Here is a 25,627-nt window from a genome sequence, read left to right as displayed (position 1 = left end):
ACAGCCTACGATCGCTGTCGTGACCGCCCCCGCCACCCAAGCGCCGCGCGCGGTCCCCGTCATCAGCCCGGCGCCGCAGGTGCCCGTTGCCGACTTCGGCCCCGTGGACCGCCTCCAGGGCTGGGCGATGACCGCCGTCATCACCGCCCTGGCCGCCGTGACGCGCTTCCTCAACCTCGGCTCGCCGACCGACGCGGGCACGCCGATCTTCGACGAGAAGCACTACGCGCCGCAGGCCTGGCAGATGCTGCACAACCACGGCGTCGAGGACAACCCGGGCTACGGGCTGGTGGTGCACCCACCCCTCGGCAAGCAGCTGATGGCGGTCGGCGAGGCGATCTTCGGCTACACCGGTCTGGGCTGGCGGTTCTCCGGCGCGGTATGCGGTGTGATCATGGTGCTGCTTGTGGCGCGGATCGTGCGGCGGATCAGCCGGTCGACGATGGTCGGCGGCATCGCCGGGCTGCTGTTGATCGCCGACGGGGTGAGCTTCGTGACGGCCCGCACGGCGCTGCTCGACGGTTTCCTGGTCGCATTCGTGGTGGCGGCGTTCGGCTGCCTGATCGTCGACCGGGACCAGGTGCGCGAGCGGATGCACGTCGCGCTGCTCGAGGGACGCATCACCGAGACGCCGTGGGGCCCGCGACTGGGCGTGCGCTGGTGGCGGTTCGGCGCCGGCGTGCTGCTCGGCTTGGCGTGCGCGACGAAGTGGTCGGGGTTGTACTTCGTCGCGTTCTTCGGCGTCATGACGCTGGCGTTCGACATCGCGGCGCGCCGCCGGTACCGCGTCGGCAGGCCGTGGCTGGGGGCGCTCCGGCGTGATCTCGGCCCGTCCCTGTATGCGTTGGTGTTGATCCCGTTCGCGGTGTACCTGGCCTCCTACACGCCGTGGTTCGCCTCCGAGACGGCCGTGAACCGGCACGAGGTCGGCCAGTCGATCGGCCAGGACAGCGTGTTGCCGCTGCCCGACGCGGTGCGCTCGCTGTGGCACTACACCTACGGCGCCTACAAGTTCCATTCCGGGCTGACCAACGCCGACGGCAACCATCACCCGTGGGAATCCAAGCCGTGGACCTGGCCGATGTCGCTGCGGCCGGTGTTGTATGCGATCGACAACCAGGACGTGGCGGGTTGTGGCGCACAGTCGTGTGTCAAGGCCGTGATGCTGGTGGGCACGCCCGCGATGTGGTTCCTGGCGGTGCCGGTGCTGGCGTGGGCGGTGTGGCGGGCGTTAGTGCGCCGCGACTGGCGCTATGCCGTTGCGCTGACGGGCTACAGCGCGGGCTTTCTGCCGTGGTTCGCCGACATCGACCGCCAGATGTACTTCTTCTATGCCGCGACGATGGCGCCGTTCCTGGTGATGATGGTCGCGCTGATCCTCGGCGACATCCTGCACAAGCCGAACCAGAACGCCGAGCGGCGAACGCTCGGGCTGATCGCGGCGAGTTGCTATGTGGCACTTGTGCTGACGAACTTCGCCTGGATGTATCCGATCCTGACGGGCATCCCGATCTCGCAGGCGACGTGGAACATGCAGATCTGGCTGCCATCCTGGCGGTAGTCATCCGCTGGTCCACCGGGCCGATCGCCACCGGGCCGGTCACCCGGGCCGGTCAGCCGCGAAATAGCATTCAGGGCCGTGATTCTGGGTCATCCACAGCCATGAGTTCTCACTGGCGATCAGCATCGCAAGGATCGCACCTGGCACGCGTGCGATACGCATGGACGCTTCGCGAGGGAGAAGCTGCGGCAGTGAAAACGCCCGCATAACAACCGGGAATGCTATTTCGGGGGGAAGCGCAAAGAACTAGAGCGGATCGCGGGCCGCCGGACACGACATGCACCGCGGGCCGCCGCGCCCGGTCCCTAGTTCCGACGCCGAGATCGGCAACACCTCGATGCCTGCGTCGACGAGGCGGGCGTTGGTCTCGACGTTGCGCTCGTAGGCGACCACCACACCGGGTGCGACCGCCAGGGTGTTGTTGCCGTCGTCCCACTGCTCACGCTCGGCCGTCACCGGATCCAACCCGGTCGCGATGACGCGCAGCGTGTCGATGCCCAACGCCGCAGCGGCAGCGGTGACGAACGGCGCCTCGTCGTCGATCCGCACGCCACCGCCTCCGTCACGGTGAATCGTGAACGCGGACAACGAGTCCACCACCGCCGGATACATCACCACGGCGTCGACGTCGACCATGGTGCACACGGTGTCAAGGTGCATCTGCGCCCGTTCCTGCGCGATCGGCACGGCCAGCACCGTGTGCGCCAGGTCGTCGTCGAACAGGCTGCGCGCCAGCGCCTCCGCACCGGCGGGTGTGGTCCGCTCGCCGACGCCCACCGCCAGGACACCGGGCGCCAGCAGCAGCACGTCACCGCCCTCGACGGGCGCCGAGCGCGACTCGTAGGCGCGCCGCACGCCGAGGAACCGCGGATGGTGGGCGTAGATCACGTCGGTCAGCGACGTCTCGCGCACGCGGGCGGGCAGGGCCAGCGACGTGATCGCCACCCGCGGCCCGATCCAGAACGACGAGTCGCGGGTGAACAGCAAGTTGGGCAGCGGGTCGATGACGAAGTCGGCGCCGTGGTGCATTCGCCGCACCAGTGACAGCTCACCACCGGACAGCGGCAACTCGTTGAATGTCATGCCCGCCATAAGCACCCGGGCCAGTGGCGCCGGGTCGAGCATCCGTAGGTACGCCGAAAGCTCGTGCGCCAGCGGCAGTCCCAGCCGTCGCGGATCAACCGCCGCCGCGATGCCGTGCATCCTGGCAGCGCCGCTGTGCGACAGCGCCTCGGTGAGCAGATCGGCCAGCAGCAGTACCTCGACTCCGCGCGACTCCAGCAGGGCCGCGAACGCATCATGCTCCTGCTGGGCCCGCGCAACCCACGGCAGGCCGTCGAACAGCAGCGCGTCGTTGTTGCGCGGCGTCAGGCGCTGCAGCTCGGCGCCGGGCCGGTGCAGGATGACGGCGCGCAACCGCCCGACCTCGGAGTCGCAGCCAAGCGTCACATGTAGCACCGTAACGGCAGATCGGCGCCACATCCCCTCAACTATCGTTGAGGTTATGGAATTGGTCCATGAGCTGACGCCCGGCGAGATGTCGCTCCGCAGCGGTGTCGCCGTGTCGGCGTTGCACTTCTACGAGCGCGAGGGCCTCATCGCCAGCAAGCGCACCTCTGGCAATCAGCGACGCTACGCCCGCGAGACGCTGCGGCGGGTGGCGTTCATCCGGATGTCGCAACGGCTCGGGATCCCGCTGGCGCGCATCCGTGAGGCGCTTGCCACCCTGCCCACCGACCGCGTGCCGACCAGCAAGGACTGGGCCCGGCTGTCCGCGGGCTGGCGCCAGGATCTCGACGACCGCATCATGCACCTGCAACGACTGCGCGACAACCTCACCGGATGCATTGGGTGCGGCTGCCTGAGCCTGAAGACCTGCGCGCTGACGAACCCCGGCGACGTGCTCTCCGAACAGGGACCCGGCGCCGTCAAGCTCTGATCGAACGCCTGTGCGATAGGATTGCCGCATGGAGCTGGCTCTGCAGAGCTCGCTGTTCGAGCACGAGGAACGACGCCACCTGGGCGACGGCGCCTGGATCGACTTCCGGTCCGGCTGGCTCGACGACGCCGACTCGCTGTTTCGCGAGCTGTCCGAGGTCATCCCGTGGCGCGCCGAGCGCAGGCCGATGTACGACCGCGTGGTCGACGTGCCCCGGCTGGTCAGCTTCCACCACCTGGTCGACGCTCCCGCCCCGCACCCGCGGCTCAAACAGATCCGCAGGCGGCTCAACGACGCGTACGCCGGTGAGCTCGGCGAGCCGTTCACCACCGCGGGCCTGTGCCTGTACCGCGACGGCGACGACAGCGTCGCATGGCACGGCGACACCGTGGGACGCAGCAGCACCGAGGACACCATGGTCGCCATCGTCGGGCTGGGCGCCACAAGGACTTTCGCATTGCGTCCGCGTGGCGGCGGCAGGTCACTACGGCTCGCCCACCGCCACGGCGACCTCCTTGTGATGGGCGGCTCGTGCCAGCGCACCTGGGAGCACGCGATACCCAAGACGACGCGTCCGGTCGGCCCGCGGATCAGCATCCAGTTCCGGCCGCACGACGTGCGCTAGGCGCCCCGGACGGCGGCTACCGCGGCTGTCAGCAGGTCGCGGGCGCGCGCGGTGTCGACCGGCGCCACCGGCTGATCCGGCAGCACCAGCGGATTGGCCGTCACGATCACCACGAACGGACCGAAACCCGCCACATAGTTATAGATCTCGCCGGTGCGCGGCGTGCCGCCGACCGCGGTCTGCAGCACCCGGCGGGTGCCCAGCGTCTGCGCGCCGTCGATCTGCGGCGCCTCGACCACCTCGACCAGCCCGCGCACCCCTCCCCCTGCGAAGCCCACTCTGTGGCAGTTCTCCGCGGGCGTGTTGACCGTCGCGGCCTCCGAGGTCTCCACTGCGATCGCGATGAACCGGTTACCCTCGCCCTCGGCCGTGGTGGCGGCCATGTTGCCCTTGGCGCCCGCGGGCACCGTCTGCTGGTTCGCAAAAGACGCGCAGTCGGCGGGATCGAACCTCATCCCCTGCGGCAGCGACTGCGGTCCGAGCAGCCGCGGATCGATGCCGGTCGGTCCGACATCGGTCACCGTGAAGTCGGCGCCGAAGCTCGACTGGACGTCCTTGACGCGGGCGATGTCGGCATCGGACAGGTCCGCCGACTGACCGGTCCCGCACGCCGTCAGCACTCCGGCACATGCGACCGCGAGCAGAGCCCTCTTCGACATCGCGGCACAATCTACTCTGCGAATTGAGCTCAACCCCGCAACGCCGACACCGTTTTCACGATGAGATCGGATGCGAAGTCGCTGCCGAGTTGTGGTGTCGGTGAGCCGGGATCGGTCACCACGGACACGAACGCGACATGCTCGCCGAGATAGGCGGTGACCGTGTCGGACTTGGATCGGGTTTCGGTGCCACCCTCGACGACGGTGGTGCTGGTGGTCACCAGCGCGACGGCCGTCGCCTGCGCCAGGGCCGGTGCGGGCACCCGCGTGACGCGGCCCGCGGTCCGCCCACCGACGATCGTCCACTGCTGGCACTCGGCGAGCACCGCGGAGTCGACTGCGCCTCGCGACGCCGCGACGGCGGCATGGACGATGCCACCCGGCCCCGACGCCGACCAACCGGCGGCCGTCGCCGCGCCCACGGGATCGGCCAGGGCGGCGCACTGCGGCGGGTCGGCGCTCCACGCGGTGCCGTAGCCCCACAGCACGGCCGGGCTGACCGGCCCGGAGAGTTCGGCCGTCTCGTAGTCGGAGGGCAGCTCCTCGCGGACGCGGTCGATCCTGGCCGGGTTGACCTGGCTCGACGGTTGCGGCGATGACGCCGCGTCCATCGGCGGTGACGACGGAGCGGCACAGGCAGCGACGGCGAGGACGGTCGAACACACCAACGACCGTCCTGCCGTGGAACAGATGCGGTCCGCGCGGCGATTAACAAGTAACAACATTTACTTCCACAGGACGGAGGCTGTCGTGCGTGCTCTATGGAGTGTGGCAGCAACAGCGGCGGCGGGTGTGATCCTCGCCCCCGCGGGGGCCGCCGTCGCGCAACCCGCGCAACCTCGCGACCCGCTTCAGACGATCAGCGATCTGGAGGCCCAGGGCTACGACGTCAACATCGACCGGGTAGGCAGCGCACCAATCAACCAGTGCATCGTGACCAGCGTGCGCAACCCGCAGGAGGTCACGCAGACCTTCGTCGTCGGCGACGACGATGACCGCGAGGTCGTCACCGTCGTGGTCAGCAGGTCGATCAGCGTGTCGCTGAACTGCGATCGCCGCTGACCCTAAGCAGCGTCCGCGTTCGCGGACTCCCCAGCGTCGTCGGCGGCTTCCTCGGCGTCGGCGGCGCCTTCCTCGGCGGCCTGGTCGAGTTCCGGCTCGGCGGTCGTCGCGGTACCGGATTCTTCGGTCGTCGGCACATCACCTTGCTCATCGGAGTCGAACTGGATGGGCCCACGGATCCTCGGTCGCTCGGGCGGGTCCGTGACGTCACCGCCGCGCGATGTCGCCGACGCGTCCCCGTCGTCGCCGCTGGTGACCTCGCCGTCTGCGCCGGTGCCGACCGCCGCGTCGTCGGCCCCGTCCTCGTCGGTGCGTCCGACGGGTTCGGTCCGTAGCGACAGCACCTCGTTCTCCTCCGCTTCGTCCGGCGGTGCCGGCAACTGCGGTCCACCCACGCCGTACGGGGTGGTCACCGGGGCGGTGCCCAGCGGCCGGAAGGTGGGGTTGCCGGTGGCTTCGGCGAGCGCGTCGTCGATGCCGGTCGGGATCGCCAGCAGAAGGTTCAGGATGGTCCGGATCGGATCGTGGAACGGCAGCAGACTCACCGTGGTGGCGATGCCCGGATTGACGTCTCGCCGGTAGGCGCCTTCGATCAGCACGCGAAGGGGTGCGTCGAGCGCGGTCAGGATCGGCGACGGCACGAACGCATCGAACGGCATGAGGATCGGCAACCGCTGCGTCGGATAAAGGTAGTAGTCGGTGTCGCCGTACGAGCCTTGGTAGCGAGCGTCGTTGAAACTCGCGTGCTGGAGGGTGCTGTGCAAGTAGTGGTAGCCCGCCGCGGCGTTGACGATCGCCAGCAGGTTGGTGAGGCTGGCGGGCGCGTCGCCGCCCAGCGCGTCGTACTGGGCGGCGGCGTCGACGGTGGGCATGCAGGCGCCGGCTTCACAGCTGTTCGTTGGCGTCGGGCCGTAGAAGGTGACGCCGAGTATCGGGACGGTGAATCCGACCGGGCTGCGCGCGAGAATGCCGCCGTTGGGGCGCATCGGGTTGGCGAGCAGGAAGAACGACGCGACCGTCGGCGTCTGTCCGGGGTTCGCGATCAGGTCGCGCTTGAGCAGAGCGGCGATCAACGCACTTTGCGAGTAGCCGAAGATGGCGAACTCGTCGTCGGCGGCCGGATGTCCGTCGGGCGGCTGCGGATCGATCAAAGCGTCACGGTTGACCTCGCAGCCGGTTCCGCGCACGCAACTGCTCAGGTTCACCAGGCCAACGGTCACCGACTCGTTCAGCGGCATCGACCCGAAGATCGGGAAGAACTCCTCCGGCGTGATCACCGCAAGCCAGGGATCGCCGTCTGCGACGTGCGAGATGCCGGGATGACCCGTTCCCGTGGGGGCGGAGGCCGCAGGGTTGACAAAGCCCAGCACCGCGTTGTTCAGGTACGGGTTGACGTAGCCCGCCGCATCGTCGGGCGGCGTGCTGAGCGGATGGAAGCTGCCGCCCATGATGAGCGCGGTCGCCGCGAGTTGGACCGTGGTGGCGGCCGTCCATGCCACGGCGAGGACGACGGTGCCGAGCACGGCCAAGCACGCCATCCCCATCGATCGGATGACCACACGCATACCGAACACCTCCCCCGTGTCGCGTTAAGCGCCGGCGCGCAAGCGAGCGACGAGCGGTGACAACCGCCGCGTCGCCGCCTTGCAGCACAAATGCATCCTGCAACACGTTCGGGGAGGTTCGCGGCGAAATGCGTCTGGTCGTCGAGCAAATTGATGGGGGCTTCAGCCGGTGCAGCACAGGCGCACGCCACCGTCGTGGCGTCAGGCGCGCGACACCGCGGCAGCCGCCGCCACCTGTTCGGCTGTAAGCCGCACGCCGGTGTAGCGCTCGAACTGCTCGGCGGCTTGCAGGGCGATCACTTCGGCGCCGGTGATGACGTTCGCCTTCACCGCTCGCGCGGCCTTGATCAGCGGTGTCTCCTTGCGTCGCCACCACGTCGAACACTGTGTGCGCGTTGGCGACCACAGTCCGATCGAACGCGTGATCGTGTTCGTGTGGGCCGCCGGCCATGCCGATCGGCGTGACGTTGACGAGTATGTCGGCGCGGTGCGACCGCGACTCGGGTAAGTGGCGATACCCCATGGGTGCAGCCCGTGGTCGTCGATGAGGCGTTGCACAGCCAGGTAGTCGGTGTTGGAGGCTGTCAGCCGACCTCCGGGCGTCGACGTGTCATTGACGATGGTGTTCACCGCGTGGATCGATCGTGCCGAGGGCTCCACCTCGTCGACGAGTTCGAGCACGTCCTGTTTGAACGGCATCGACACCGAACAACCCCGGATGCCCAGTGCGCGCACACCGCCGATCGCGGCGGCGAGATCCGTTGTGGCGAAGGCTTTGTAGATGAAGTCGAGGCCGAGCAGGTCGTAGAGATAGTTGTGGAACCGCGTGCCGATGTTGCTCGGCCGGCTCGACAGTGAGATGCACACACGGGTGTGCCTGTTCAACGGCACCCGCATCAACCGACCGCCCGCACGACTTGACGCGTCACTCCCCGTATGTCCTTCGTCAACTTCCCGGTGAACGGCGGATCCGGGGGGCGTGGCACGTCGATCACCGTGGTGACGACACCGAGATCATCTCGCTGCCAGCGGGCTCCGAACCGGTCGAGGATGGCCCGCATCGGATAGTTGTCGTTGAGGACGCGTGCGGTGAACCGTTGCACGCCATGGTAATCGGCCGCGATGGCGAGCGCGCCCATGAGGAACGACCCGATCCCGCGGTGCTGGTAGGCGTCGGCGACGATGAACGCGACCTCCGCGGTGCCCGGCTCGTTCTCCTCGCGCACGAACCGCGCGTCCGCGACCACCGGGCCGTCCGGTCCGTCGGTCATCACCCAGACGAAGTGATGGACGTAGTCGACCTCGAACAGGTAGCGCATCAAGGACGGGGTCGGTACCCGAACGGATTGGAAGCGGCGGTACAGCGTCTCGCTGGAGAACTCGACGGGTCCGCTCGCGGTGCGCGCGTTGTCACCGGGAAGGACCGGGCGCAGACTGAGCTGCGTGCCGTCTCGCAGGCGGACCGGCACCGGTGCGATGAAGGCGGCCAGCCGCTGCCGGGCGGTGCTGAGCAGCCTGTCGAGCATGCCGGGAATGGCGAGCAAGGTGGCGAACGCCTCGCGCCCGCCCACCCAGCCGGTCAGCGCGCTTGTGGCGACCACGGTCGCGGTGCGGGTGGTATCGCGGAGCAGGGCGATCTCACCGACGATCATCCCGGCCGTCAGCGTCGCGACGGTGTCGTGGCTGCTGACGTCGGTGTGGGTGACCTCGGCCTCGCCGGAACCGATCAACAGGAACGACACCGCCAGCTCGCCCTGCTGCATGAGCACCTGCCCGCCGGCCGCCACCAACGGCCGCAGCTGAGCGGCGAGGGGCGCCAGGGCCTCGGCGGGATAACCGGCGAAGACCTGCAGGGCGGTGAGTTCCTCGGCGCGCACGCCGGCCAGGCCGGCCACGCCACGAGGCTACGGGCAGGCCGATCGGGCGAGCAAGGTTGGCGCGGGCCGGTCGTGGTGCTAGCCACCCGCCGGATGCAAGCCGCCGCACGATCTGCTGCATCGATGTCGGTCCACGACCGCCCGCAACTTGAGGTTATCGAAACATCTGAACAGGTGGACAGGTCACCTGCTCGGCCCTCGGCTCCCTACGAAAGAGCAGGGCGCAGGTCCTGAACGTCTGAACCGCGACTGCTCAGCGTGCATGCGTGGCGGCGGGCCCTGAGCCCATGATCCCGTCGGCGACCGACACCACCAGACCGCCCAGCATGAAGGCGACGACGGCCGCGACCAGGACACCGGTGCCGAACGCCGGGATGAATCTGCGCGCGCCGACCGGGACCGATCCACCGTGATACTGGTGAGTGAGCGCGTGTCCCTTGCCTTTCCGTAACAGGTGGCGGTTCACCGGGTAGGCGGCGACGAACGCTGCGGTCAATGCGACCATCATGCCGATCCAGAAGACCGGATTGACCAGGCCGGCGTCCATCGCGCCCGGGATGACGGCCATCACCGCGTTGTCGACGATCTCCATGGTCAGGATCGACAGCGTGTCGGCGGCCAGTACCACACTGAGCGCCGTGCCCAGCGCCACGCCGGCCCGCAGTAGCGGCAGCGTCGAGAAGGTGTAGCCGAACAGGAACGCCAGAGCGACCGCGAGGGCGATGGTGGCCAGGTTGCTCAGCCCCACGGCCGTACCGATGACCAGCCCCGCGATCTCGCCGATCGCGCATCCCGTCAGGCAGTGCAACGTCGCGCTGAGCGCCATCGAGTCGACGTTGTCGCCGTGATCGGCGTGGTCGTGCGCGTGGTCGGGTGTTTGGTCGTAGTGCACGCTCATCATGCCTCCTCTTGTATACCCCCTAGGGGTATACCCACCGTACGCTCCGCGGCGCAGCGAGGCAAGCGGCGGAAGCCCCCGTCGCGCACCTACCCGCATCGAGGAACTGGTTGACGACCGTCATTGACGGTCGTCAGTGTTTACGGCTAGGGTGACAGCATGAGTCCTTCGTCCGCCACCGCAGCCGGTGGGGTCCGCCAAGCGCGCCGGCTCGAGACTCGCGCGCGACTGTTCGACGCGGCCCTGGCGGAGATCTCCCTGCGCGGGCTGGCCGCCGCTGATGTCAGCGCGATCGCCGCCGCGGCGGGCGTGGTACGGGGGACGTTCTACTTCCACTTCCCGACCAAGGAACACGTCCTCGCCGAGTTGGAGCACAACGAGGAAGCCCGCATCGTCGGTGAACTCGATGCTGGCGCCGGGGAGCTGAGGGCCGTTCTCTTCGCGGTGGTCGAACATGTTCTCGAGGCCGAACGGCGCTTGGGTGCAACTGTTTTCCGAGACATGCTGGGACTGCACTTCTCCTCGACGCGCCCGGTCGAAGAGGAACTGGCGCAGCATCCGTTGGCGGAGTTCCTGACGGGTGTGATCGACCGGGCGCAGAAGCGGGGCCGGGTCGCCCCCGACCGCGATGCCGGCGAACTCTCGATGTTTTTCCTGACCGGACTGTTCGCGCTGTTGGCCACCGGAGCGCACGATGCCGGGCTGCTGAGCCGTTATGTGACAACAATTGTCGAAGGAATGGAGAAATGATGAGCGGCACCGGCATCGAAGGCTACCGGGAGTTTCTGAGCAGACGAGACGGCGAAGCCGATCTGCTCAACCGACGGCTGGCCAACCGCGAGCGGTTCTTCACCGAACTCGAAGAGAAGCCGGTCCGCTCCGCAAGTCCGGCTGACCGGTCGACATTCCTGCGCAATCTGCGTCGTCGCCGACCGGAGGCCGGCCTGGACCGAAAGATGCTGTTCCTGCTCGCGACCGCCAAGCTGAACCAGGCCGAACGCTTCGGTGTCGGACTGGGCGAAACCTACGGGCTCAACAGCGATGAGGACCTGCCGCCCGAGAATGTCTACCTCGAGTTGGAGGAGCACTATCACACCCGGTTACTGGCCTATGTCCTCGACGTTTTCGACCTGACCTTCCAGGTGGTCCCGCCGCCGTTCGTGCTACGGCAGTTCGTCAAGACGGGCGTGTTCCTTCCCGAGCGACTCAGCTTCATGTTCGTCGGGGCCGCAGAGATGGCTGGCTGCATCATGTTCGACGAACTGCGCCGCGTCGGCGTCGAGTTGTTCGCCGACGAACCGGAGGTGTCCGAGCGAATCGAACTGCTGTACAGCGAGATCCTCACCGACGAGATCGGGCACGTCGGCTATTGCGCTTCGCGGTGCACACCCGCGGAACGGGCGGTGATGCGACGGCTCTACCCACTCATCGGGCGCCTCTTCGCCCGTCAGACCGCCGAGATCAGCCTGCTGATCGACCCGCAGGCGCTGCGCGCGCGGCTCGACCGGCCGTTCGACGTCGACGAACTCACCGCGGGACTGGACAACGAGACCTACCTCGTGGCACACCCGTGACCTGACTCGACGCGCTCAAAGGTCTGTGCGCAGGTTGTCGGCGGCGCCCCTCCATGCCCTGACCTGCTCAAACGTTGTGGAGCTAAGGGGAATCGAACCCCTGACCTACTCGATGCGAACGAGTCGCGCTACCAACTGCGCCATAGCCCCTGATACCGGTAGCAGGTTACCAGCCACCACAGGATCGCCGTAAATCGACGACGTCGAGTCGGCTACTGTCCCGCCGCGCGTGGCAGGTCGAAGTGCCGGGCAAACGGGACGTAGTCCAGGTGCTCGAACACCGGGTCCTCGTCGTCGATCTCCAACACCACCGAACCCGGTCGCCGTAGGCGCGACGGCACGACATCGAATTCGCGGTCGTCGGTGTTCTCCACACCCAGCCTCGACCGGGCGACCCGCTGCGCGCGCCTGCGCCGCAACCGCTCCTCGATACGGGTCTGGCGACGCAGATAGGCCAGATAGAGCAGCGTCACTCCCGCGACCGCGCCGAACAGCCACCACATCCCCGGGGCCAGCGTGAACGCGGCCGTCGCGGTGGCGACCAGCAGCACCGCCATCAACGTGAGCATGCGCTTGCGGAACTTGTACTTGCGCTCGCTGACCGCCGCCGCCGTCTTCGACTCATACCGGCGCCTGCGCGCGGCACTCAGCGAGTCGGCCATCTGCAGGTCGGCCTCCGACGGCGCCTCCAGCCCGGACGAGTCCTCGACGTACTCGTACTCGTCGTCCTCGGCTTCCGCTTGTTCGGCCTCGGCGACCGGTGCTTCCTCATCGGATTCTTCGCCGGCCGGCGCCTCGGCATCGTGGTCGTCCTGCGCGATCACCTCATCGTCAGCGTCCGCGGAGTCACCGAAATCCAGTGGCAGCGCGTCGGTTTCATCCGATCGCGGTGCGCTGCTGCGGCCCACCGGCAGCGCTGCGGAGTCCTCGTTCACCACGTCGACGTCGAGGTACTCGGATTCCTCGCCGGCCTCGCGTTCGACGGCGTCCTCGACGACGGCCGCGCGCACCAGTGTCCGACCGGCCGGCTTGCGGCCCAGTTCGTCGACGTCAGCATCGAGCTCAGCGTCGTCGTCAGCATCGACCTCGTCGGCCGGGCGCCACTCCGGGTCACTGGCATGGCCGGCCGCCGGGCCCTGCCGCCTGAGCCGACGGGCGTTGCGGCCGCTGTTGAGCACACGCGTCGCCAGCGCGACGTCACTGGTTCGGCGGACAGCGTCGCGCTTGCTGATCAGCATCGGCACGAGCACGAAAAGCCAGAGGACGACGAGAGAGATCCACAGAAGAGACTGGGGGATGCTTGGCATGTCGCCTGCTCCTTTCCCCGATAAGGCTAGGTCCGTGACCTGCGCATCCGTGGGCGGCGCGCCGAGACAATTACACACCTGTAATTTCCCTCTGACAAGCACCATCTGTCACTTATGTCACATTTGCAACAGCGCCCTAGTGGCCACAACCGCGAGATCGGTACCGCCGCCGGGGTTTTGCTCGACGGGGCGGTTCCGGCCGCGACTTGCCGGCGCGGCGCGTCGCCTATGCCCAGGTGGCGCGGCCCTGGCGCACCAGCGCCGCGGCTGCCGAACCGGAGACCTCCTCGACGGTGATCGCGACCAGCAGGTGATCCCGCCAGGCCCCATCGACCTCCAGGTACCTGCGCAGGAGCCCCTCCTCGCGGAACCCGACCTTCGCCAGGACCGCCCGGCTCGCCGCGTTCTCCGGGCGCACGGTGGCCTCGACCCGGTGCAGCGAGACCCGGCTGAAGCAGTGGTCGAGCCCCAACGCCACTGCCGCCGTTGCGATTCCGCCGCCGACGAACGAGCGGGCCACCCAGTAGCCGATCCACGCCGACCGCAAAGCGCCATGGGTGACGTTGCCGATGGTGAGCTGGCCGACGAAATGACCGTTCAACTCGATCACATACGGCAACATCCGGCCCTTGCGCGCCTCTGACCGCAACCCGGAGCACACCGACGGCCATGACGTGATCGCGTGCCTCGCCTCCCACTCCATCCCGGCGGCCGGCTCCCAAGGTTCGAGGTGCGCTCGGTCGGCTAGACGCAGGCGGCTCCACTGTGCGCCGTCACGCAGCCGGACCGGCCGCAGCCGCACCACCCCGGCGCGCACCCGCAGGGGCCCCGCGGACTGCGGCCAACCCGGATGCAGTGAACTGGACCGCCACATGCTCGACCTCGACCCGGTGCGGATCAGCCGCGCTGGGCCAGGAAGGCGACGTCGACGATCTCGCCGGTGCGGATCTGCTCGGCCTCGCTCGGCACGACGACCAGGCAGTTCGCCTCGGCCAGGGTGGCCAGCAGATGCGACGAGGCGCCCGGCCCGCCGCCCAACGCCTGCACCAGGTACTCCCCGGTGTCCTGATCACGCATCAACTGACCACGCAGGTAACCCTTGCGCCCGGCCACCGAACTGATCGGCGACAACGCACGCGCCGCCACGACGCGCCGATGCGCCTGCCGCTTGCCCAACGACAGCCGGATCAGCGGACGCACCATCACCTCGAACACCACCAACGCGCTCACCGGGTTCGCGGGCAGCAGGAACACCGGCACCCGGTCGCGGCCGAGCTGGCCGAAGCCCTGCACCGAACCGGGGTGCATCGCGATGCGGGTCACCTCCATCTCCCCGAGCCCGGCGAGCACGCTGCGCACCCCCTCTGCGGCCGCGCCGCCGACTGCGCCGGCGATGACGACGACCTCCGCGCGGTTGACCTGACCCTCGACGACCTCGCGCAACTTCTTGGGATCGGTGTCGACGATGCCCACCCGGTTCACCTCGGCGCCGGCGTCACGCCCCGCCGCAGCGAGGGCGTAGGAATTGACGTCGTAGACCTGGCCGTTGCCGGGCGTGCGCGAGATGTCGACGAGCTCACCACCGACCGACAGCACCGACAGCCGCGGCCGCGGATGCACCAGCGCGCGCTCACGGCCGACGGCGGCCAGCAGCCCCACCTGCGCCGGCCCGATGATGGTGCCAGCCCGCACCGCGACATCGCCGGGTTGGACGTCGTCGCCGGTACGACGGACGTAGGCGCCCGACCGCACGCCGCGCAGCACCGTAACCCGCGCATCGCCGCCGTCGGTCCACCGCAGCGGCAGCACCGCGTCGGCCAGCGTCGGCATCGGCGCGCCCGTCTGCACCCGGGCCGCCTGGCGAGGCTGCAGCCGGCTGGGCGTGCGTGCGCCCGCCTCGATGACGCCCATCACCGGCAGGCTCACCTCGCGCTCGGCCGGTTCCTCACCCTCGTCCGCGCCACCGATGCCGAGCACGTCGACGCTGCGCACGGCATAACCGTCGATGGCGGCCTGATCGAATCCCGGCAGGGGCCGTTCGGTGACGACCTCCTCCGCGCACATCAGACCCTGCGCTTCGGCGATCGCCACCCGAACCGGGCGCGGCGCCACCGCCGCAGCTGCCACCCGTGCCTGCTGTTCTTCGACCGAACGCACCGAACCCCTTATCTATGCGTCAGGGCCTCAGCAGTCGACGAGCCCCAATCGCTCCACCAACCACCGGCGCAGTTCTGGCCCGTAGTCGTCGCGCTCCAACGCAAAGTCAACCGCAGCCTTGAGGTAGCCGCCGGGATTTCCGAGGTCGTGTCGAGAGCCGCGGTGTATCACCACGTGCACCGGATGGCCCTCGTTGATCAGTAGGGCGACGGCGTCGGTGAGCTGGATCTCGCCACCCGCCCCGCGCGGTACCCGCTTGAGCGCATCGAAGATAGCCCGGTCCAGCACGTAGCGTCCGGCCGCGGCGTACGGTGACGGCGCGTCCTCGGCCTTGGGCTTCTCGAACATGCCCTTGACGCGCATCACATTCGGGTTGTTGGTGTCTTCGACCGGTTCGACGTCGAACACGCCGTAGGCGCTGATCTCGTCGAGCGGCACCTCGATCGCGCACAACACCGAACCGCCGCGCTTGGCGCGAACCTTCGACATGGTCTCCAGAACGCCGGTGGGCAGCACCAGGTCGTCGGGCAGCAGTACCGCGATGGCGTCCTCCTCAGGCGCGAGGCAGCCCTCGACGCAGCTGACCGCGTGGCCCAGGCCGAGCGGTTCGGCCTGCACCACCGACTCCACCTTGATCAGCGCGGGCGCGCGCCGGACCTTCTCCAGCATCGACTGTTTGCCGCGCGCCTCCAGCGTTCCCTCGAGAACCAGGTCCTCGACGAAGTGGGCGACGACACCGTCCTTGCCCTCGGATGTGACGATGATGAGGCGTTGGGCACCGGCCTCGGCCGCCTCGGCGGCGACCAGTTCGATGCCGGGGGTGTCGACGACGGGCAACAGCTCCTTGGGCACCGTCTTGGTCGCGGGCAGGAACCGCGTTCCCAACCCCGCCGCGGGGACCACCGCTGTGTAAGGAATCGGTACCAGAGGCCGTGTCATCGTTCACACACTAACCTCCTTGAGTCGGTTGAACCTGCGGAAGGTCGGGTGTTCGGGGAGCGATGCGGTGAGCGGAAACAAAGCCGAACTGCGCGAGGCGATCCTCGCGGCCCGCCGCGCCGTGCCTGCACACGAACACGACGCCGAGGCGCATGCGCTGGCCCTGCACGCCGCCAATCTGGTCGAGGACGGTCAAACTGTGTGCGCGTATGCGCCGGTCGGCTCGGAGCCGGGCTCACTCGAGCTGGTCGACGTCCTGCACCGCCGCCGGGTGCGCGTGCTACTTCCGGTCGCACACCGCGAGGCTGCGGACTCGCCGGGGCCGCTGCGGTGGGGCGACTACGTGCCGGGTGAACTGGTGCGGGCACGCTTCGGCCTGCTCGAGCCGGCGCAGCCCTGGCTGCCACCCGAGACGGTGGCCGTCGCATCGCTGCTGCTGGTGCCCGCGCTGGCCGTCGACCGCTTCGGCGTGCGGCTCGGCCGGGGTGCCGGCTTCTACGACCGCACGCTCCCGCTGGCGTCGCCGTCGGCGCGGAGGGTTGCGGTGGTTCGCGACGACGAGATCGTCGATCGGCTGCCAACCGAACCGCACGACATCGCCATGACCCACGCACTGACCCCGCGACGGGGCCCGGTCCCCCTCGGCGCGGGAATGCGACCGACCACGTAGCGGTTCTAGCACTTAAGCCGGTAGAGTGCTAAGAAGTTTGACCACCTCGGAGGTTTTCGTGCCTACCTATTCCTATGCGTGCACTGACTGCGGCGATCGGTTCGATGCGGTTCAGGCGTTCAGCGACGCTGCGCTGACCACGTGCGACAAGTGCAGTGGTCGCCTGCGCAAGCTCTTCGGCAACGTGGGAGTGGTGTTCAAGGGCAGCGGCTTCTACCGCACCGACAGCCGCGATTCGGCCAAGAGCGAGTCGAACGGATCGAGTTCCTCCTCACCTGGCCAGTCGGGCGAATCCGGGTCGAGCTCGCCGTCGGACAAGCCGAAGTCCTCCTCACCGGGTCAGTCGAGTGACTCCGGCTCGAGTTCGTCGTCGACGAGCTCCACGGCAGCCGCCGCCGCATCCAGCTGAGCAGGTTATCCACAGGCCGGGCGCCAACCGCCCCATCGGCCGAGCCGGCTGCCTAGCTTGGCGGCATGGGTGATTCTCTGAACCCGTCGCCCGCGCGCCGCCTTGCCGAGTTGTTGCGCCCCGACTGGTCGCGCACCGTCGCAGCGCGTCGGGTCGCCGCGGGCGCGCTCGTCCTCCTCGCCGCCGTCGCGGCGCTGCGACCCGACCCGGGCCAGGAGCGCGCCGACGTGGTGGTCGCAGCCCGCGATCTGGCACCGGGCATCGAACTCACCCCCGATGACATTCGCGTCGAAAGCCTCACGGCCACGACGGTTCCCGACGGAGCTGCCAGGGACCTGGAAGCGGTGGTCGGCGCGACGCTCACCGGACCTGCCCGCCGCGGCGAAACCCTCACCGATGTGCGGCTGTTGAGTCCCCGCCTGGCCGAAGCGGCGGCAGGCCCCAACGCGCGCATCGTGCCCGTCTACCTAGACGAGACCGCGGTGCTGGACCTGATCCGCCCCGGTGACGTGGTCGACGTCCTCGCCGCCGACAGCGAAACAGACGCCCGCGCAACGGTGGTCGCGACCGACGCAATCGTCGTGCTGGTTTCGCAGAAGCCTGCCGGCGCCGGCAGCGGCACCGACCGCGTCGTGTTGGTCGCGCTGCCCGCTCACGCCGCCAACGAGGTGGCGGCCGCCACGCTCGTGCAGGCGGTCACCCTCACCATCCACTGAGCCCGGTTGCTCACTCGAGACATTCTGCCCCTGCCCGCTGGCGAGTCGACCTACCCTGCGAGTCTGTCGATCACACACCACCTGCAGAGAGGATTCGAGTCAGCATGTTCAAGGGCTTCAAGGAGTTCCTGGCCCGCGGCAACATCGTCGACCTTTCGGTCGCGGTGGTCATCGGTACCGCGTTCACGGGTCTGGTCACCAAGTTCACCGAGAGCATCATTCAACCGCTCATCAACCGTATCGGCGCCGGAGGTGATTCCGACTACGGCGTTCTGCGGATCGGCATCGGCGGCGGGCAGACCATCGACCTCAATGTCCTGGTGTCGGCAGCCATCAACTTCCTCCTGGTCGCCGCCGTCGTCTACTTCCTCGTGGTGATGCCGTACAACCGGTTGCGCAAGAAGGGCGAGGTCGAACAGGCACAGGACACCGAACTCACGCTGCTGACCGAGATCCGGAACATCCTCGCGCAGACCAACGGGTCAGCGGGCGCCACGGGTCCGGGCGCCGGGCCGAGCCCCGACACGGCCGAGACCACGAGCGCCGACAAGGATTGAGCAGGCCTGAGCAAGAAAGCGAAAACAGCCCCCGGACGAATCCGGGGGCTGTTTTCCGTTGTTCCGGAGAATGGTCAGTTCATGTTCCAGGGCTCGCCGTAGGTGGTGACCGAGTCACCGGCCGACGAGATCAGCCGGGCGAACGGACGCAGCAGCACACCACCGGCAGCGCCGGTCACCGTGCCGTGGGCGTTCGACACCGCCACACCGCCGCTGGCACCCTCGACATCCACCGAGAAGGTCGCCACTTCCTGGATACCGGGGCCGTTGCCGAGGTCGGCGCTGATCGACACACCGGGGAACAGGTTCGGCGTGGTGATGAAGTTGTCCACGACGATCCCTTCTGTATCGAACGGTGAGGGCGCCTGGTCGAACAGAATGTTGGGCGTGGTGTAGCTGAAGTTGATGCCCACTCCCAGCGACCACGGGAAGCCGATCTGGTAGCCCAGCTCCAGGGTGCCCTCGAAGTCGTCGGCACCCGGGCCGGCCACGATGTACTTTGCCCGACCCGAGTGGAACCACTCACGGGTCAGCCGGTTGCGGTCCAACGGGAACACCCCGTTGAGGAACGTGTCCCACTGCTGGATGGTCATCGTCCGGTCCTGGCCGTCGACCAGGCTCAGCTCGTTGTCCAGCCCTGCGTGCGAGGTACCGGTGCTCACGAACAAGGACGCGGCGGCTCCCGCAACTGCAAGGACCAACGCGAGCAGCGCCCGACTGATTGCCTTCATGATCTCCCTAGCTATGTCGATGCGGGGCCCCGGTGGGCCCCGCATGTGGTGTCGGTGCGAGCCTCGTGTGACGCGAATGAGAGGCCCCACATCTGGCTCTTACGTTTTGCTCATCGTCGACACGAGGAACATATCGGTAGCCGAGCGAAGCGGCAACGCGAGGAGGAGTTTGCGCGCACTGCCCCCGCTTCGCGACCAAGTTTGCTGGAAGCCAACACAGTTCGACTGACGCAGTCGTCAATACCGTGGCCGGCGGTCACCCGACCGGCAAAGACGGATGCCAGGATTGACACGGAAACTTTGCCGTTTACCAGTTGGCAATTCAGCGTTACGCAAAACGAAAACGACCCCCGGGGAGCCGGGGGTCGTTCGCGCGCGGGAGAGTTGGTCAGTTCATGTTCCAGGGCTCGCCGTAGGTGGTGACCGAGTCACCGGCCGACGAGATCAGCCGGGCGAACGGACGCAGCAGCACACCACCGGCAGCACCGGTCACCGTGCCGTGGGCGTTGGACACCGCCACACCGCCGCTGGGGCCGGCGACATCCACCGAGAAGGTCGCCACTTCCTGGATACCGGGACCGTTGCCGAGGTCGGCGCTGATCGACACACCGGGGAACAGGTTCGGCGTGGTGATGAAGTTGTCCACGACGATCCCTCCTGTATCGAACGGTCCGGGCGCCTGGTCGAACAGAATGTTGGGCGTGGTGTAGCTGAAGTTGATGCCCACCCCCAGCGACCACGGGAAGCCGATCTGGTAGCCCAGCTCCAGGGTGCCCTCGAAGTCGTCGGCACCCGGGCCGGCCACGATGTACTTTGCCCGACCCGAGTGGAACCACTCACGGGTCAGCCGGTTGCGGTCCAACGGGAACACCCCGTTGAGGAACGTGTCCCACTGCTGGATGGTCAGCGTCCGGTCCTGGCCGTCGACCAGGCTCAGCTCGTTGTCCAGCCCTGCGTGCGAGGTACCGGTGCTCACGAACAAGGACGCGGCGGCTCCCGCAACTGCAAGGACCAACGCGAGCAGCACCCGACTGATTGCCTTCATGATCTCCCTAGCCTATGTCGGCGGTGAACCGTGCGACTCACCGTTTTGATTTGTCGCGCCTGGCCCTTCCCCTACACCACACACGACACACGAGCCTCATGTGACGCAAATGAGAAACCTCACATGCTGCTCTTACGTTTTGTTCATCCTCGAACGCAAGGAACATATCGGTCGAGAATCAGCCCGGCAACGTGAGATCGGCAGCTTGCGAAGAAGCGTTACACGACCTGCGATGTTTCACGATCAAGCCGCAATGGCGGGGTAAGAAGGCAGTTACAGAGGCCACCGACGCGGCCGCGGACCGATGACTCCCAGAGGCCCCCCAGCGAAAGTCGGCGACAGTCGACGAGTCGATGCGCCGCCAGCGACAGTAGTCACCAAAACGGCAGATCAGATGTGGTGGGGCGGGCGGTTGTCGCGTAACCAACGCTCGTGGTCGGCGTCGTCGTCGGGCGATCGCAAATCCCGTTCGTCCTCGGGAACCTCGGGCATCGCCTCGCCGAAGACATCGTCAACCGACCTGAAAGCCTTGTCGCCACGCCCGCCCATCTGGCCCTCCAGTGTGATCGAGATCACAAATTGACACGTGAGGCTACGCCTTAGATCTCCAAGCTGGACAGCTGACCGATGATCTGTACTGCGAGCGGGTTCAGCGTCGCCATCCCGTCGCGTACCGCGGCGCGGGAACCGGCGAGGTTGACCACCAGGGTGCTGCCGGAGATGCCCGCGAGCCCGCGCGACACCCCGGCCTCGACGATGCCCGCGGAGAGCCCGGACGCCCGCAGCGCCTCGGAGATACCGAGCAGTTCGCGGTCGAGAATGTCGCGGGTGGCCTCGGGGGTGACCTCGCGCGGCGAGACTCCCGTGCCGCCGACGGACACCACCAGGTCGACACCGCCGATAACCGCGGTGTTGAGTGCGTTGCGGATCTCCACTTCGTCGGACGAGACGACGACTACGCCGTCCACCACGAATCCCGCCTCACCGAGCAGCTCGGTGACCAACGGACCGCTGTGGTCCTCTTCATCGCCGTGCGCGGTGCGGTCATCGACGACCACGACCAGCGCCCGGCCCACCAACTCCCCTGGCTGTTCCATGCGTGCAACCGTATATCCGGGCCCAGACAGCGGCGCGGCCACTCTCAACGTGACCGAACCGCCCGGGGTGCTCACTGCTGCGCCTTGCCGAGGGTGACCTGCACCGACTGCGGCTTCCCCGAGGGATCCAGGTATGTCAGGGTGACCCGTTCGCCGGGAGCCTTCGAGCGCACCGCCGCGACCAGCGCGTCGGCACTGTTGATCACCCTGTCGTCGACCCGGGTCACCACCACACCGCTCGGCAGGCCGGCCGCCGCTGCGGCGCCACCCGGGGTGACCTCCACGATCCGCGCCCCGTCGGTGGCCGCGTCGTTGCCCACCTGGACCCCCAGCGAAGCGTGTGCGGCCGAACCGTTCTTGATCAGCTCGTCGGCGATGCGTTTGGCCTGGTCGACCGGAATGGCGAAGCCGAGGCCGATGGAGCCGCCCTGCACCTGCGGACCCGCATCCCCACCCAGCGTGGCGATTGCCGAGTTGATGCCGACCAGTTCACCGTTCATGTTCACCAACGCGCCCCCGGAGTTGCCGGGGTTGATCGCGGCGTCGGTCTGAATGGCATCGAGCACGGTGTTCTGGTTGCGGGCGTCACCCCCGGCGGCCACCGGCCGGTTCAGGGCACTGACGATCCCGGTGGTGACGGTGCCCTCGAGGCCGAGCGGCGAGCCGATCGCGATCACGTCCTGGCCGACGCGCAGATCCGACGAACGACCGATCGTGATCGGCGTCAGGTCGGAGACGTTCTCCGCCCGAACGACGGCGATGTCGCTGCTCGGGTCGGTGCCGACGACTGTGAACGGCGCCGTGCGGCCGTTGGACAGGGTGACCTTGGTCTCAGGGCCACCGGACCGGCCCGCCCCTTCCTGCGCGGCGGACACCACGTGATTGTTGGTCAGGATGAGGCCGTCGGAGGACAGCACGACACCCGAGCCCTCCTCGGACGCGCGGCCCATGTCGACCTCGAGCTTGACGACGCTGGGCACCACCTTGGCCGCCACCTGCTCGACCGAGCCGGCGGGCAGGCTGGCGGCGGGCACACTCGGTGCGGCACCGGAGACCGACGACGACGCCGACGGCCGGTCCGGGGTCACCAGCATCGCCACCCCACCGCCGATGCCGGCGGACACCACGGCCACTGCGAGGGCACCGGCAGTCAAAGCTCCTGCACGGGAACGCTTTTGAGATGCCGGTGCAGGCTGGGGCATCGGCGCGCCGCGGTACGGGTCGTAAGGTGCGCGGTAGGGCTGCTGCTGGGTCGCGTAGCGCCAGTCATACGGCTGCTGTTGATACGGGCCCGGACGCTGCGCACCGGGGTAGCCGGTTGTCGCCTGCTCGTGGCCGACCGGCCGGCGGCCTGGCGGCGGGGGCGGCGGCGTGTACCTCGGGTGGTTCGTCATGTCGCTGCGGGCTCTTCCTTCGGTTCGTCTACTCAAGTCCGTCATCAATCCCAACGCTGGGCACAGGTTCACAGTGCCCGTGGGGACTGAGAATCCACTTAGAGAACGTTCGGCACATACCCAATTTCGGCTCGCTGAGCATGTCCCCGCCCGCCATTGTCGGCTCTGCAGCGGCCGTGATCACGTCCCCGGGACCGCGTGTCGGCCGCGATCGGCGGCCACCTCGAGTGTGGGCCGCCCCGGCAGCACCACGTGCATCGCGGTGCCCGGTGGGTTCGCACCGGGCACCGCGTCCTCGACGCGCAGCGTGCCGCCGTGCTTGAGCACCACTTGTTTGACGATCGCCAACCCCAACCCGGACCCGGGCATGGCACGTGCAGACGTCGACCGGTAGAAGCGTTCGAACACCAGCGCCCGCTCCTGTGGCGGAATGCCGGGGCCCTGGTCGCTGACCACCAACTCGGCGTACAGCGGGTCGATCTGGGTCAGTCGGACACCGACCCGGCCACCCGGTGGGCTCCACTTCGCTGCGTTGTCGAGCAGGTTGAGCACGGCCCGGCCCAGCCCCGCGCCGTCACCATAGACCAGCCAGGGCGTGCAGGTCACGTCGAACTCGATGTCGTTGCGGCGACGGCGAACCCGTTCCAGCGAGCGGTCGACGATCTCGGCAATGTCGACGGTTTCGTGAATGACGATGCCTGCGTCGTCACGGGTGAGGTCGACCAGGTCGCCGACCAGCGTCGACAACTCCTCGATCTGGGCGATGACATCGGCGCGCAGCTCGTCCATCTCGTGCTCGGGGAGCCGGGGCGCGCCGGGAGCCATCGAGGCCATCAGCAGTTCGACGTTGGTGCGCAACGAGGTCAACGGTGTGCGCAGCTCGTGGCCGGCGTCGGTGACCAGGCGGGCCTGGCGTTCCCTGGACTCTGCCAGCGCGCGCAGCATCATGTTGAACGCCTCGGTGAGCCGGGCGAGTTCGTCGCTGCCGTGCACCGGAATCGGGCGCAGATCGTCGGTGCGGGCCACCCGCTCGGCGGCCTGGGTCAGCCGGGCGACCGGCCGCAGCCCGGCGCGCGCGACCGCCCCGCCGGCCATGGCGGCCACCGCGACACCGACACCGCCGACGATGAGCAGCACCGTGCCCAGCCGTCTGAGCAGTTCGCTGGTCGGCGCCATGCTCTTGGACAGCAGCAGCGAGCTGTCGTTGGGCAGGTGCAGCGCCAGCACCCGCTGATGGTTCACCGTGCGCAGCGACATGATCAGTTCGCCGCGTAGCACCGCCTTCTCGGGGTCGCCGAGCGGAAGCGTCTGCCCCGCCTGGTTGGTCGTGAAGATCGCGCGACCGGGAATCACCAGCATGGCGCTGACGTCGGAGTACGCATTGCCCTCGATGGCCTTGCTGGGGTCGGCCTGCAGCGAGCCGCTTTCGATCAGCAGTCTGGCGCGGTCGCGCAGCTGGTTGTCGACGTCGTCGTAGAGGGCGCGCGACACCACCGCCCACACCGCGACGGCCATCAGCACCACGACCATCGCCACCATCGACATGGCCAGCAGCATCACCCGCCAGCGCAGTGAGACCGAACTGGCCTTGGATGGTGGAAGAGCCGACTGTGCCTGCGGCACAGATCCGTAGCTCGTCACAGGCATCACGGCGGCGTCTCGCGCAGCACATAACCCACCCCGCGCACGGTGTGGATCAGTCGCGGCTCTCCTTCCGCCTCGGTCTTGCGGCGCAGGTATCCGACATACACCTCGAGCGCGTTGCCGGAGGTGGGGAAGTCGAAGCCCCAGACCTCTTCGAGGATGCGGCTGCGGGTCAGCACCCGCCTCGGGTTGGCGATGAGCATCTCGAGCAGCGCGAACTCGGTGCGGGTCAGGCTGATCTGGCGCTCACCGCGTTTCACCTCCCGCGTGACCGGGTCCAGCGACAGGTCGGAGAACGTCATCGCGGGCGAGTCCGCGCCGTCGTCGAGCGTGGTGCGGCGCAGCAACGCGCGCATCCGGGCCAGTAGTTCCTCGAGCGCGAAGGGCTTGGGCAGGTAGTCGTCGGCGCCCGCGTCGAGCCCGGCGACGCGTTCGGAGATCGAATCGCGGGCGGTCAGGACGAGGATCGGCAGATCGTCGCCGGTGCTGCGCAGCTGTCGACACACTTCGAGACCGTCCAGCCTCGGCATCATCACATCGAGCACCAGGGCATCGGGCCGGTCACTGGCGATCAGGTCCAGGGCCTCGAGGCCGTCCTGGGCGAGTTCGACGGAATATCCGTTGAACGACAGCGAGCGACGCAGCGATTCGCGCACCGCGCGATCGTCGTCAACGACAAGAATGCGCACAGCCATAGTGTCGGCCCCCTGTCTGAGAGTGGCCTGAGAGGCGCGGCGCTGGACGCTAGCGGCGGTCGAGGTCGATCAGGCCGAGGCGGGCGGCCTTGAGCAGACGGCGCGGCACCTTGTGCTGCTGACCGGCCACGGTCACGCCGACGAGGTTGGGGCGCTCGGCCTTCCACTGCGCGCGGCGGCTACGGGTGTTCGCGCGCGACATCCGGCGCTTGGGCACAGCCATGGTCGAGATCTCCTCTTACGGGGTGAGTTCGTGCGCCGCGCGGGTTCCGGCTTCAGCAACTGCAGGATCGCTCCTCGCGTGCGCGGCGCCCTTCAGGATAGCCAACGACCTGCGTAGCCTCCAAAACAAGGGACATCGGCGACCAATCCCTTGACGCGATACCGCCGGTACCCGCTAACCTACCGGTTGGTTGAGACCGCGACGAAGGGAGCCCGGTGACCTCCACTTCGGTGTCCTCCCGGCAGCCGGCCGCGCCCGTCCGCATCGGCAACTGCTCGGGCTT

At 68.1% G+C, this 25,627-nt stretch carries 28 protein-coding genes, 1 tRNA gene and 1 pseudogene; 10 read left to right on the top strand and 20 right to left on the bottom strand.

Translation table 11 applies throughout. The features are described from left to right. Nucleotides 1-19: 19 nt before the first annotated feature. Nucleotides 20-1,561 carry a dolichyl-phosphate-mannose--protein mannosyltransferase gene (locus tag K3G64_RS13765; RefSeq protein WP_238885032.1) on the top strand — a complete coding sequence of 514 codons (1,542 nt, stop codon included), beginning with the start codon at nt 20-22 and terminating at the stop codon, nt 1,559-1,561. A 246-nt stretch (nt 1,562-1,807) separates the two neighbouring features. Here K3G64_RS13765 and arcA read toward each other — a convergent pair whose 3' ends face one another. Beyond that, entirely contained in the window at nt 1,808-3,043 is a 1,236-nt protein-coding gene (gene arcA / locus K3G64_RS13760; protein ID WP_238885030.1) for an arginine deiminase, read from the bottom strand. A 22-nt stretch (nt 3,044-3,065) separates the two neighbouring features. On the opposite strand from arcA, the gene soxR reads away from it, so the two are divergent. Then, nucleotides 3,066-3,500, top strand: coding sequence for a redox-sensitive transcriptional activator SoxR (gene soxR / locus K3G64_RS13755; RefSeq protein WP_238885028.1), 435 nt, complete (start codon nt 3,066-3,068; stop codon nt 3,498-3,500). Nucleotides 3,501-3,528: 28 nt separating this feature from the next. Then, the gene (locus K3G64_RS13750) at nt 3,529-4,125 is read left to right on the top strand and encodes an alpha-ketoglutarate-dependent dioxygenase AlkB (protein ID WP_238885026.1); all 597 of its coding nucleotides are present in this window, start codon (nt 3,529-3,531) and stop codon (nt 4,123-4,125) included. Here K3G64_RS13750 and K3G64_RS13745 read toward each other — a convergent pair. Together K3G64_RS13745 and K3G64_RS13740 are read right to left on the bottom strand one after the other, a co-directional pair. Beyond that, nucleotides 4,122-4,784, bottom strand: coding sequence for a DUF5642 family protein (locus tag K3G64_RS13745; protein ID WP_238885024.1), 663 nt, complete (start codon nt 4,782-4,784; stop codon nt 4,122-4,124). The genes K3G64_RS13750 and K3G64_RS13745 overlap by 4 nt on opposite strands. 29 nt (nt 4,785-4,813) lie before the next feature. Next, on the bottom strand, nt 4,814-5,449 hold the full coding sequence (locus K3G64_RS13740; protein ID WP_238885023.1) for a DUF5642 family protein: 636 nt from the start codon (nt 5,447-5,449) through the stop codon (nt 4,814-4,816). A 25-nt stretch (nt 5,450-5,474) separates the two neighbouring features. On the opposite strand from K3G64_RS13740, the gene K3G64_RS13735 reads away from it, so the two are divergent. Next, the gene (locus K3G64_RS13735; RefSeq protein ID WP_370647199.1) at nt 5,475-5,846 is read left to right on the top strand and encodes a hypothetical protein; all 372 of its coding nucleotides are present in this window, start codon (nt 5,475-5,477) and stop codon (nt 5,844-5,846) included. Nucleotides 5,847-5,848: 2 nt separating this feature from the next. Here the strand turns inward: K3G64_RS13735 and K3G64_RS13730 are convergent, their stop codons facing one another. The 4 genes and pseudogenes from K3G64_RS13730 to K3G64_RS13715 form a co-directional block, all read right to left on the bottom strand. Next, complete coding sequence (locus tag K3G64_RS13730) at nt 5,849-7,411, bottom strand: PE-PPE domain-containing protein (protein ID WP_238885021.1); 1,563 nt, start codon at nt 7,409-7,411, stop codon at nt 5,849-5,851. Nucleotides 7,412-7,612: 201 nt separating this feature from the next. After that, nucleotides 7,613-8,308, bottom strand: a pseudogene (locus K3G64_RS13725) (shikimate 5-dehydrogenase). After that, a complete protein-coding gene (locus tag K3G64_RS13720; protein WP_238885020.1) occupies nt 8,308-9,306 on the bottom strand; it encodes a GNAT family N-acetyltransferase in 999 nt (332 codons plus the stop codon). The pseudogene K3G64_RS13725 and the gene K3G64_RS13720 overlap by 1 nt, the downstream one beginning before the upstream one ends. A 235-nt stretch (nt 9,307-9,541) precedes the next feature. Beyond that, on the bottom strand, nt 9,542-10,186 hold the full coding sequence (locus K3G64_RS13715; protein WP_238885019.1) for a DUF4396 domain-containing protein: 645 nt from the start codon (nt 10,184-10,186) through the stop codon (nt 9,542-9,544). Nucleotides 10,187-10,345: 159 nt separating this feature from the next. On the opposite strand from K3G64_RS13715, the gene K3G64_RS13710 reads away from it, so the two are divergent. Both K3G64_RS13710 and K3G64_RS13705 read left to right on the top strand, forming a co-directional pair. Then, nucleotides 10,346-10,936, top strand: coding sequence for a TetR/AcrR family transcriptional regulator (locus tag K3G64_RS13710; RefSeq protein WP_238885017.1), 591 nt, complete (start codon nt 10,346-10,348; stop codon nt 10,934-10,936). Next, the gene (locus K3G64_RS13705; protein WP_238950652.1) at nt 10,936-11,760 is read left to right on the top strand and encodes a hypothetical protein; all 825 of its coding nucleotides are present in this window, start codon (nt 10,936-10,938) and stop codon (nt 11,758-11,760) included. Before K3G64_RS13710 ends, K3G64_RS13705 begins: the two co-directional genes overlap by 1 nt. A gap of 77 nt (nt 11,761-11,837) precedes the next feature. On the opposite strand, the gene K3G64_RS13700 is transcribed toward K3G64_RS13705, so the two are convergent. The 5 genes from K3G64_RS13700 to K3G64_RS13680 all read right to left on the bottom strand — a co-directional run bounded on the left by K3G64_RS13700 (nt 11,838) and on the right by K3G64_RS13680 (nt 16,163). Further along, nucleotides 11,838-11,910, bottom strand: a tRNA-Ala gene (locus K3G64_RS13700). A gap of 62 nt (nt 11,911-11,972) precedes the next feature. Then, nucleotides 11,973-13,067: a divisome protein SepX/GlpR gene (gene sepX, locus K3G64_RS13695; protein ID WP_238885015.1), complete on the bottom strand. Its 1,095-nt coding sequence runs from the start codon at nt 13,065-13,067 to the stop codon at nt 11,973-11,975. Nucleotides 13,068-13,293: 226 nt separating this feature from the next. Beyond that, nucleotides 13,294-13,941, bottom strand: coding sequence for a GNAT family N-acetyltransferase (locus K3G64_RS13690; protein ID WP_238885014.1), 648 nt, complete (start codon nt 13,939-13,941; stop codon nt 13,294-13,296). Between the two features lie 23 nt (nt 13,942-13,964). Further along, a complete protein-coding gene (glp, locus tag K3G64_RS13685) occupies nt 13,965-15,224 on the bottom strand; it encodes a molybdotransferase-like divisome protein Glp (protein ID WP_238885012.1) in 1,260 nt (419 codons plus the stop codon). A gap of 27 nt (nt 15,225-15,251) precedes the next feature. Next, nucleotides 15,252-16,163 (bottom strand): UTP--glucose-1-phosphate uridylyltransferase, encoded by a 912-nt coding sequence (locus tag K3G64_RS13680; RefSeq protein WP_238885010.1) that lies wholly within the window; start codon nt 16,161-16,163, stop codon nt 15,252-15,254. Between the two features lie 67 nt (nt 16,164-16,230). On the opposite strand from K3G64_RS13680, the gene K3G64_RS13675 reads away from it, so the two are divergent. The 4 genes from K3G64_RS13675 (at nt 16,231) to mscL (ending at nt 18,515) form a co-directional block, all read left to right on the top strand. Continuing rightward, entirely contained in the window at nt 16,231-16,833 is a 603-nt protein-coding gene (locus tag K3G64_RS13675) for a 5-formyltetrahydrofolate cyclo-ligase (protein ID WP_238885008.1), read from the top strand. A gap of 58 nt (nt 16,834-16,891) precedes the next feature. Further along, nucleotides 16,892-17,242, top strand: a complete 351-nt coding sequence (locus K3G64_RS13670; RefSeq protein ID WP_238885006.1) for an FmdB family zinc ribbon protein — start codon at nt 16,892-16,894, stop codon at nt 17,240-17,242. 65 nt (nt 17,243-17,307) lie between these two features. Further along, the gene (locus K3G64_RS13665) at nt 17,308-17,958 is read left to right on the top strand and encodes an SAF domain-containing protein (protein WP_238885005.1); all 651 of its coding nucleotides are present in this window, start codon (nt 17,308-17,310) and stop codon (nt 17,956-17,958) included. Between the two features lie 104 nt (nt 17,959-18,062). After that, nucleotides 18,063-18,515, top strand: a complete 453-nt coding sequence (mscL, locus tag K3G64_RS13660; RefSeq protein ID WP_238885003.1) for a large-conductance mechanosensitive channel protein MscL — start codon at nt 18,063-18,065, stop codon at nt 18,513-18,515. 74 nt (nt 18,516-18,589) lie between these two features. Here the strand turns inward: mscL and K3G64_RS13655 are convergent, their stop codons facing one another. The 8 genes from K3G64_RS13655 to rpmF form a co-directional block, all read right to left on the bottom strand. Then, nucleotides 18,590-19,246, bottom strand: coding sequence for an MspA family porin (locus K3G64_RS13655; RefSeq protein WP_238885001.1), 657 nt, complete (start codon nt 19,244-19,246; stop codon nt 18,590-18,592). A gap of 388 nt (nt 19,247-19,634) precedes the next feature. Continuing rightward, entirely contained in the window at nt 19,635-20,291 is a 657-nt protein-coding gene (locus K3G64_RS13650; protein ID WP_238884999.1) for an MspA family porin, read from the bottom strand. A 390-nt stretch (nt 20,292-20,681) separates the two neighbouring features. Further along, a complete protein-coding gene (locus tag K3G64_RS13645) occupies nt 20,682-20,867 on the bottom strand; it encodes a hypothetical protein (RefSeq protein WP_238884997.1) in 186 nt (61 codons plus the stop codon). A gap of 23 nt (nt 20,868-20,890) precedes the next feature. Next, nucleotides 20,891-21,436: a MogA/MoaB family molybdenum cofactor biosynthesis protein gene (locus tag K3G64_RS13640; protein WP_238950651.1), complete on the bottom strand. Its 546-nt coding sequence runs from the start codon at nt 21,434-21,436 to the stop codon at nt 20,891-20,893. 23 nt (nt 21,437-21,459) lie between these two features. Next, on the bottom strand, nt 21,460-22,782 hold the full coding sequence (locus K3G64_RS13635; protein WP_238884995.1) for a S1C family serine protease: 1,323 nt from the start codon (nt 22,780-22,782) through the stop codon (nt 21,460-21,462). Between the two features lie 180 nt (nt 22,783-22,962). Beyond that, nucleotides 22,963-24,429: a HAMP domain-containing sensor histidine kinase gene (locus K3G64_RS13630; protein ID WP_238884993.1), complete on the bottom strand. Its 1,467-nt coding sequence runs from the start codon at nt 24,427-24,429 to the stop codon at nt 22,963-22,965. Next, nucleotides 24,429-25,115, bottom strand: a complete 687-nt coding sequence (locus K3G64_RS13625) for a response regulator transcription factor (protein WP_238884991.1) — start codon at nt 25,113-25,115, stop codon at nt 24,429-24,431. The genes K3G64_RS13630 and K3G64_RS13625 overlap by 1 nt, the downstream gene beginning before the upstream one ends. Before the next feature lie 55 nt (nt 25,116-25,170). Further along, on the bottom strand, nt 25,171-25,344 hold the full coding sequence (gene rpmF / locus K3G64_RS13620) for a 50S ribosomal protein L32 (RefSeq protein ID WP_238884989.1): 174 nt from the start codon (nt 25,342-25,344) through the stop codon (nt 25,171-25,173). Between the last annotated feature and the right edge of the window lie 283 nt (nt 25,345-25,627).

This window comes from Mycobacterium sp. IDR2000157661, from assembly GCF_022317005.1.
Taxonomy (GTDB): domain Bacteria; phylum Actinomycetota; class Actinomycetes; order Mycobacteriales; family Mycobacteriaceae; genus Mycobacterium.
The sequence above is the reverse complement of the archived record's forward strand: the minus strand, read 5'-3'. Positions and strand labels throughout refer to the sequence as shown.

Bases quoted from the DNA above. Each gene is read 5' to 3' on its own strand.
- arcA (WP_238885030.1), bottom strand. From the start codon at position 3,043: ATGTGGCGCCGATCTGCCGTTACGGTGCTACATGTGACGCTTGGCTGC.
- soxR (WP_238885028.1), top strand. From the start codon at position 3,066: ATGGAATTGGTCCATGAGCTGACGCCCGGCGAGATGTCGCTCCGCAGC.
- K3G64_RS13750 (WP_238885026.1), top strand. From the start codon at position 3,529: ATGGAGCTGGCTCTGCAGAGCTCGCTGTTCGAGCACGAGGAACGACGC.
- K3G64_RS13745 (WP_238885024.1), bottom strand. From the start codon at position 4,784: ATGTCGAAGAGGGCTCTGCTCGCGGTCGCATGTGCCGGAGTGCTGACG.
- K3G64_RS13735 (WP_370647199.1), top strand. From the start codon at position 5,475: ATGCGGTCCGCGCGGCGATTAACAAGTAACAACATTTACTTCCACAGG.
- K3G64_RS13730 (WP_238885021.1), bottom strand. From the start codon at position 7,411: ATGCGTGTGGTCATCCGATCGATGGGGATGGCGTGCTTGGCCGTGCTC.
- K3G64_RS13715 (WP_238885019.1), bottom strand. From the start codon at position 10,186: ATGAGCGTGCACTACGACCAAACACCCGACCACGCGCACGACCACGCC.
- K3G64_RS13710 (WP_238885017.1), top strand. From the start codon at position 10,346: ATGAGTCCTTCGTCCGCCACCGCAGCCGGTGGGGTCCGCCAAGCGCGC.
- K3G64_RS13705 (WP_238950652.1), top strand. From the start codon at position 10,936: ATGAGCGGCACCGGCATCGAAGGCTACCGGGAGTTTCTGAGCAGACGA.
- sepX (WP_238885015.1), bottom strand. From the start codon at position 13,067: ATGCCAAGCATCCCCCAGTCTCTTCTGTGGATCTCTCTCGTCGTCCTC.
- K3G64_RS13690 (WP_238885014.1), bottom strand. From the start codon at position 13,941: ATGTGGCGGTCCAGTTCACTGCATCCGGGTTGGCCGCAGTCCGCGGGG.
- K3G64_RS13680 (WP_238885010.1), bottom strand. From the start codon at position 16,163: ATGACACGGCCTCTGGTACCGATTCCTTACACAGCGGTGGTCCCCGCG.
- K3G64_RS13665 (WP_238885005.1), top strand. From the start codon at position 17,308: ATGGGTGATTCTCTGAACCCGTCGCCCGCGCGCCGCCTTGCCGAGTTG.
- mscL (WP_238885003.1), top strand. From the start codon at position 18,063: ATGTTCAAGGGCTTCAAGGAGTTCCTGGCCCGCGGCAACATCGTCGAC.
- K3G64_RS13655 (WP_238885001.1), bottom strand. From the start codon at position 19,246: ATGAAGGCAATCAGTCGGGCGCTGCTCGCGTTGGTCCTTGCAGTTGCG.
- K3G64_RS13650 (WP_238884999.1), bottom strand. From the start codon at position 20,291: ATGAAGGCAATCAGTCGGGTGCTGCTCGCGTTGGTCCTTGCAGTTGCG.
- K3G64_RS13635 (WP_238884995.1), bottom strand. From the start codon at position 22,782: ATGACGAACCACCCGAGGTACACGCCGCCGCCCCCGCCGCCAGGCCGC.
- K3G64_RS13630 (WP_238884993.1), bottom strand. From the start codon at position 24,429: ATGCCTGTGACGAGCTACGGATCTGTGCCGCAGGCACAGTCGGCTCTT.
- rpmF (WP_238884989.1), bottom strand. From the start codon at position 25,344: ATGGCTGTGCCCAAGCGCCGGATGTCGCGCGCGAACACCCGTAGCCGC.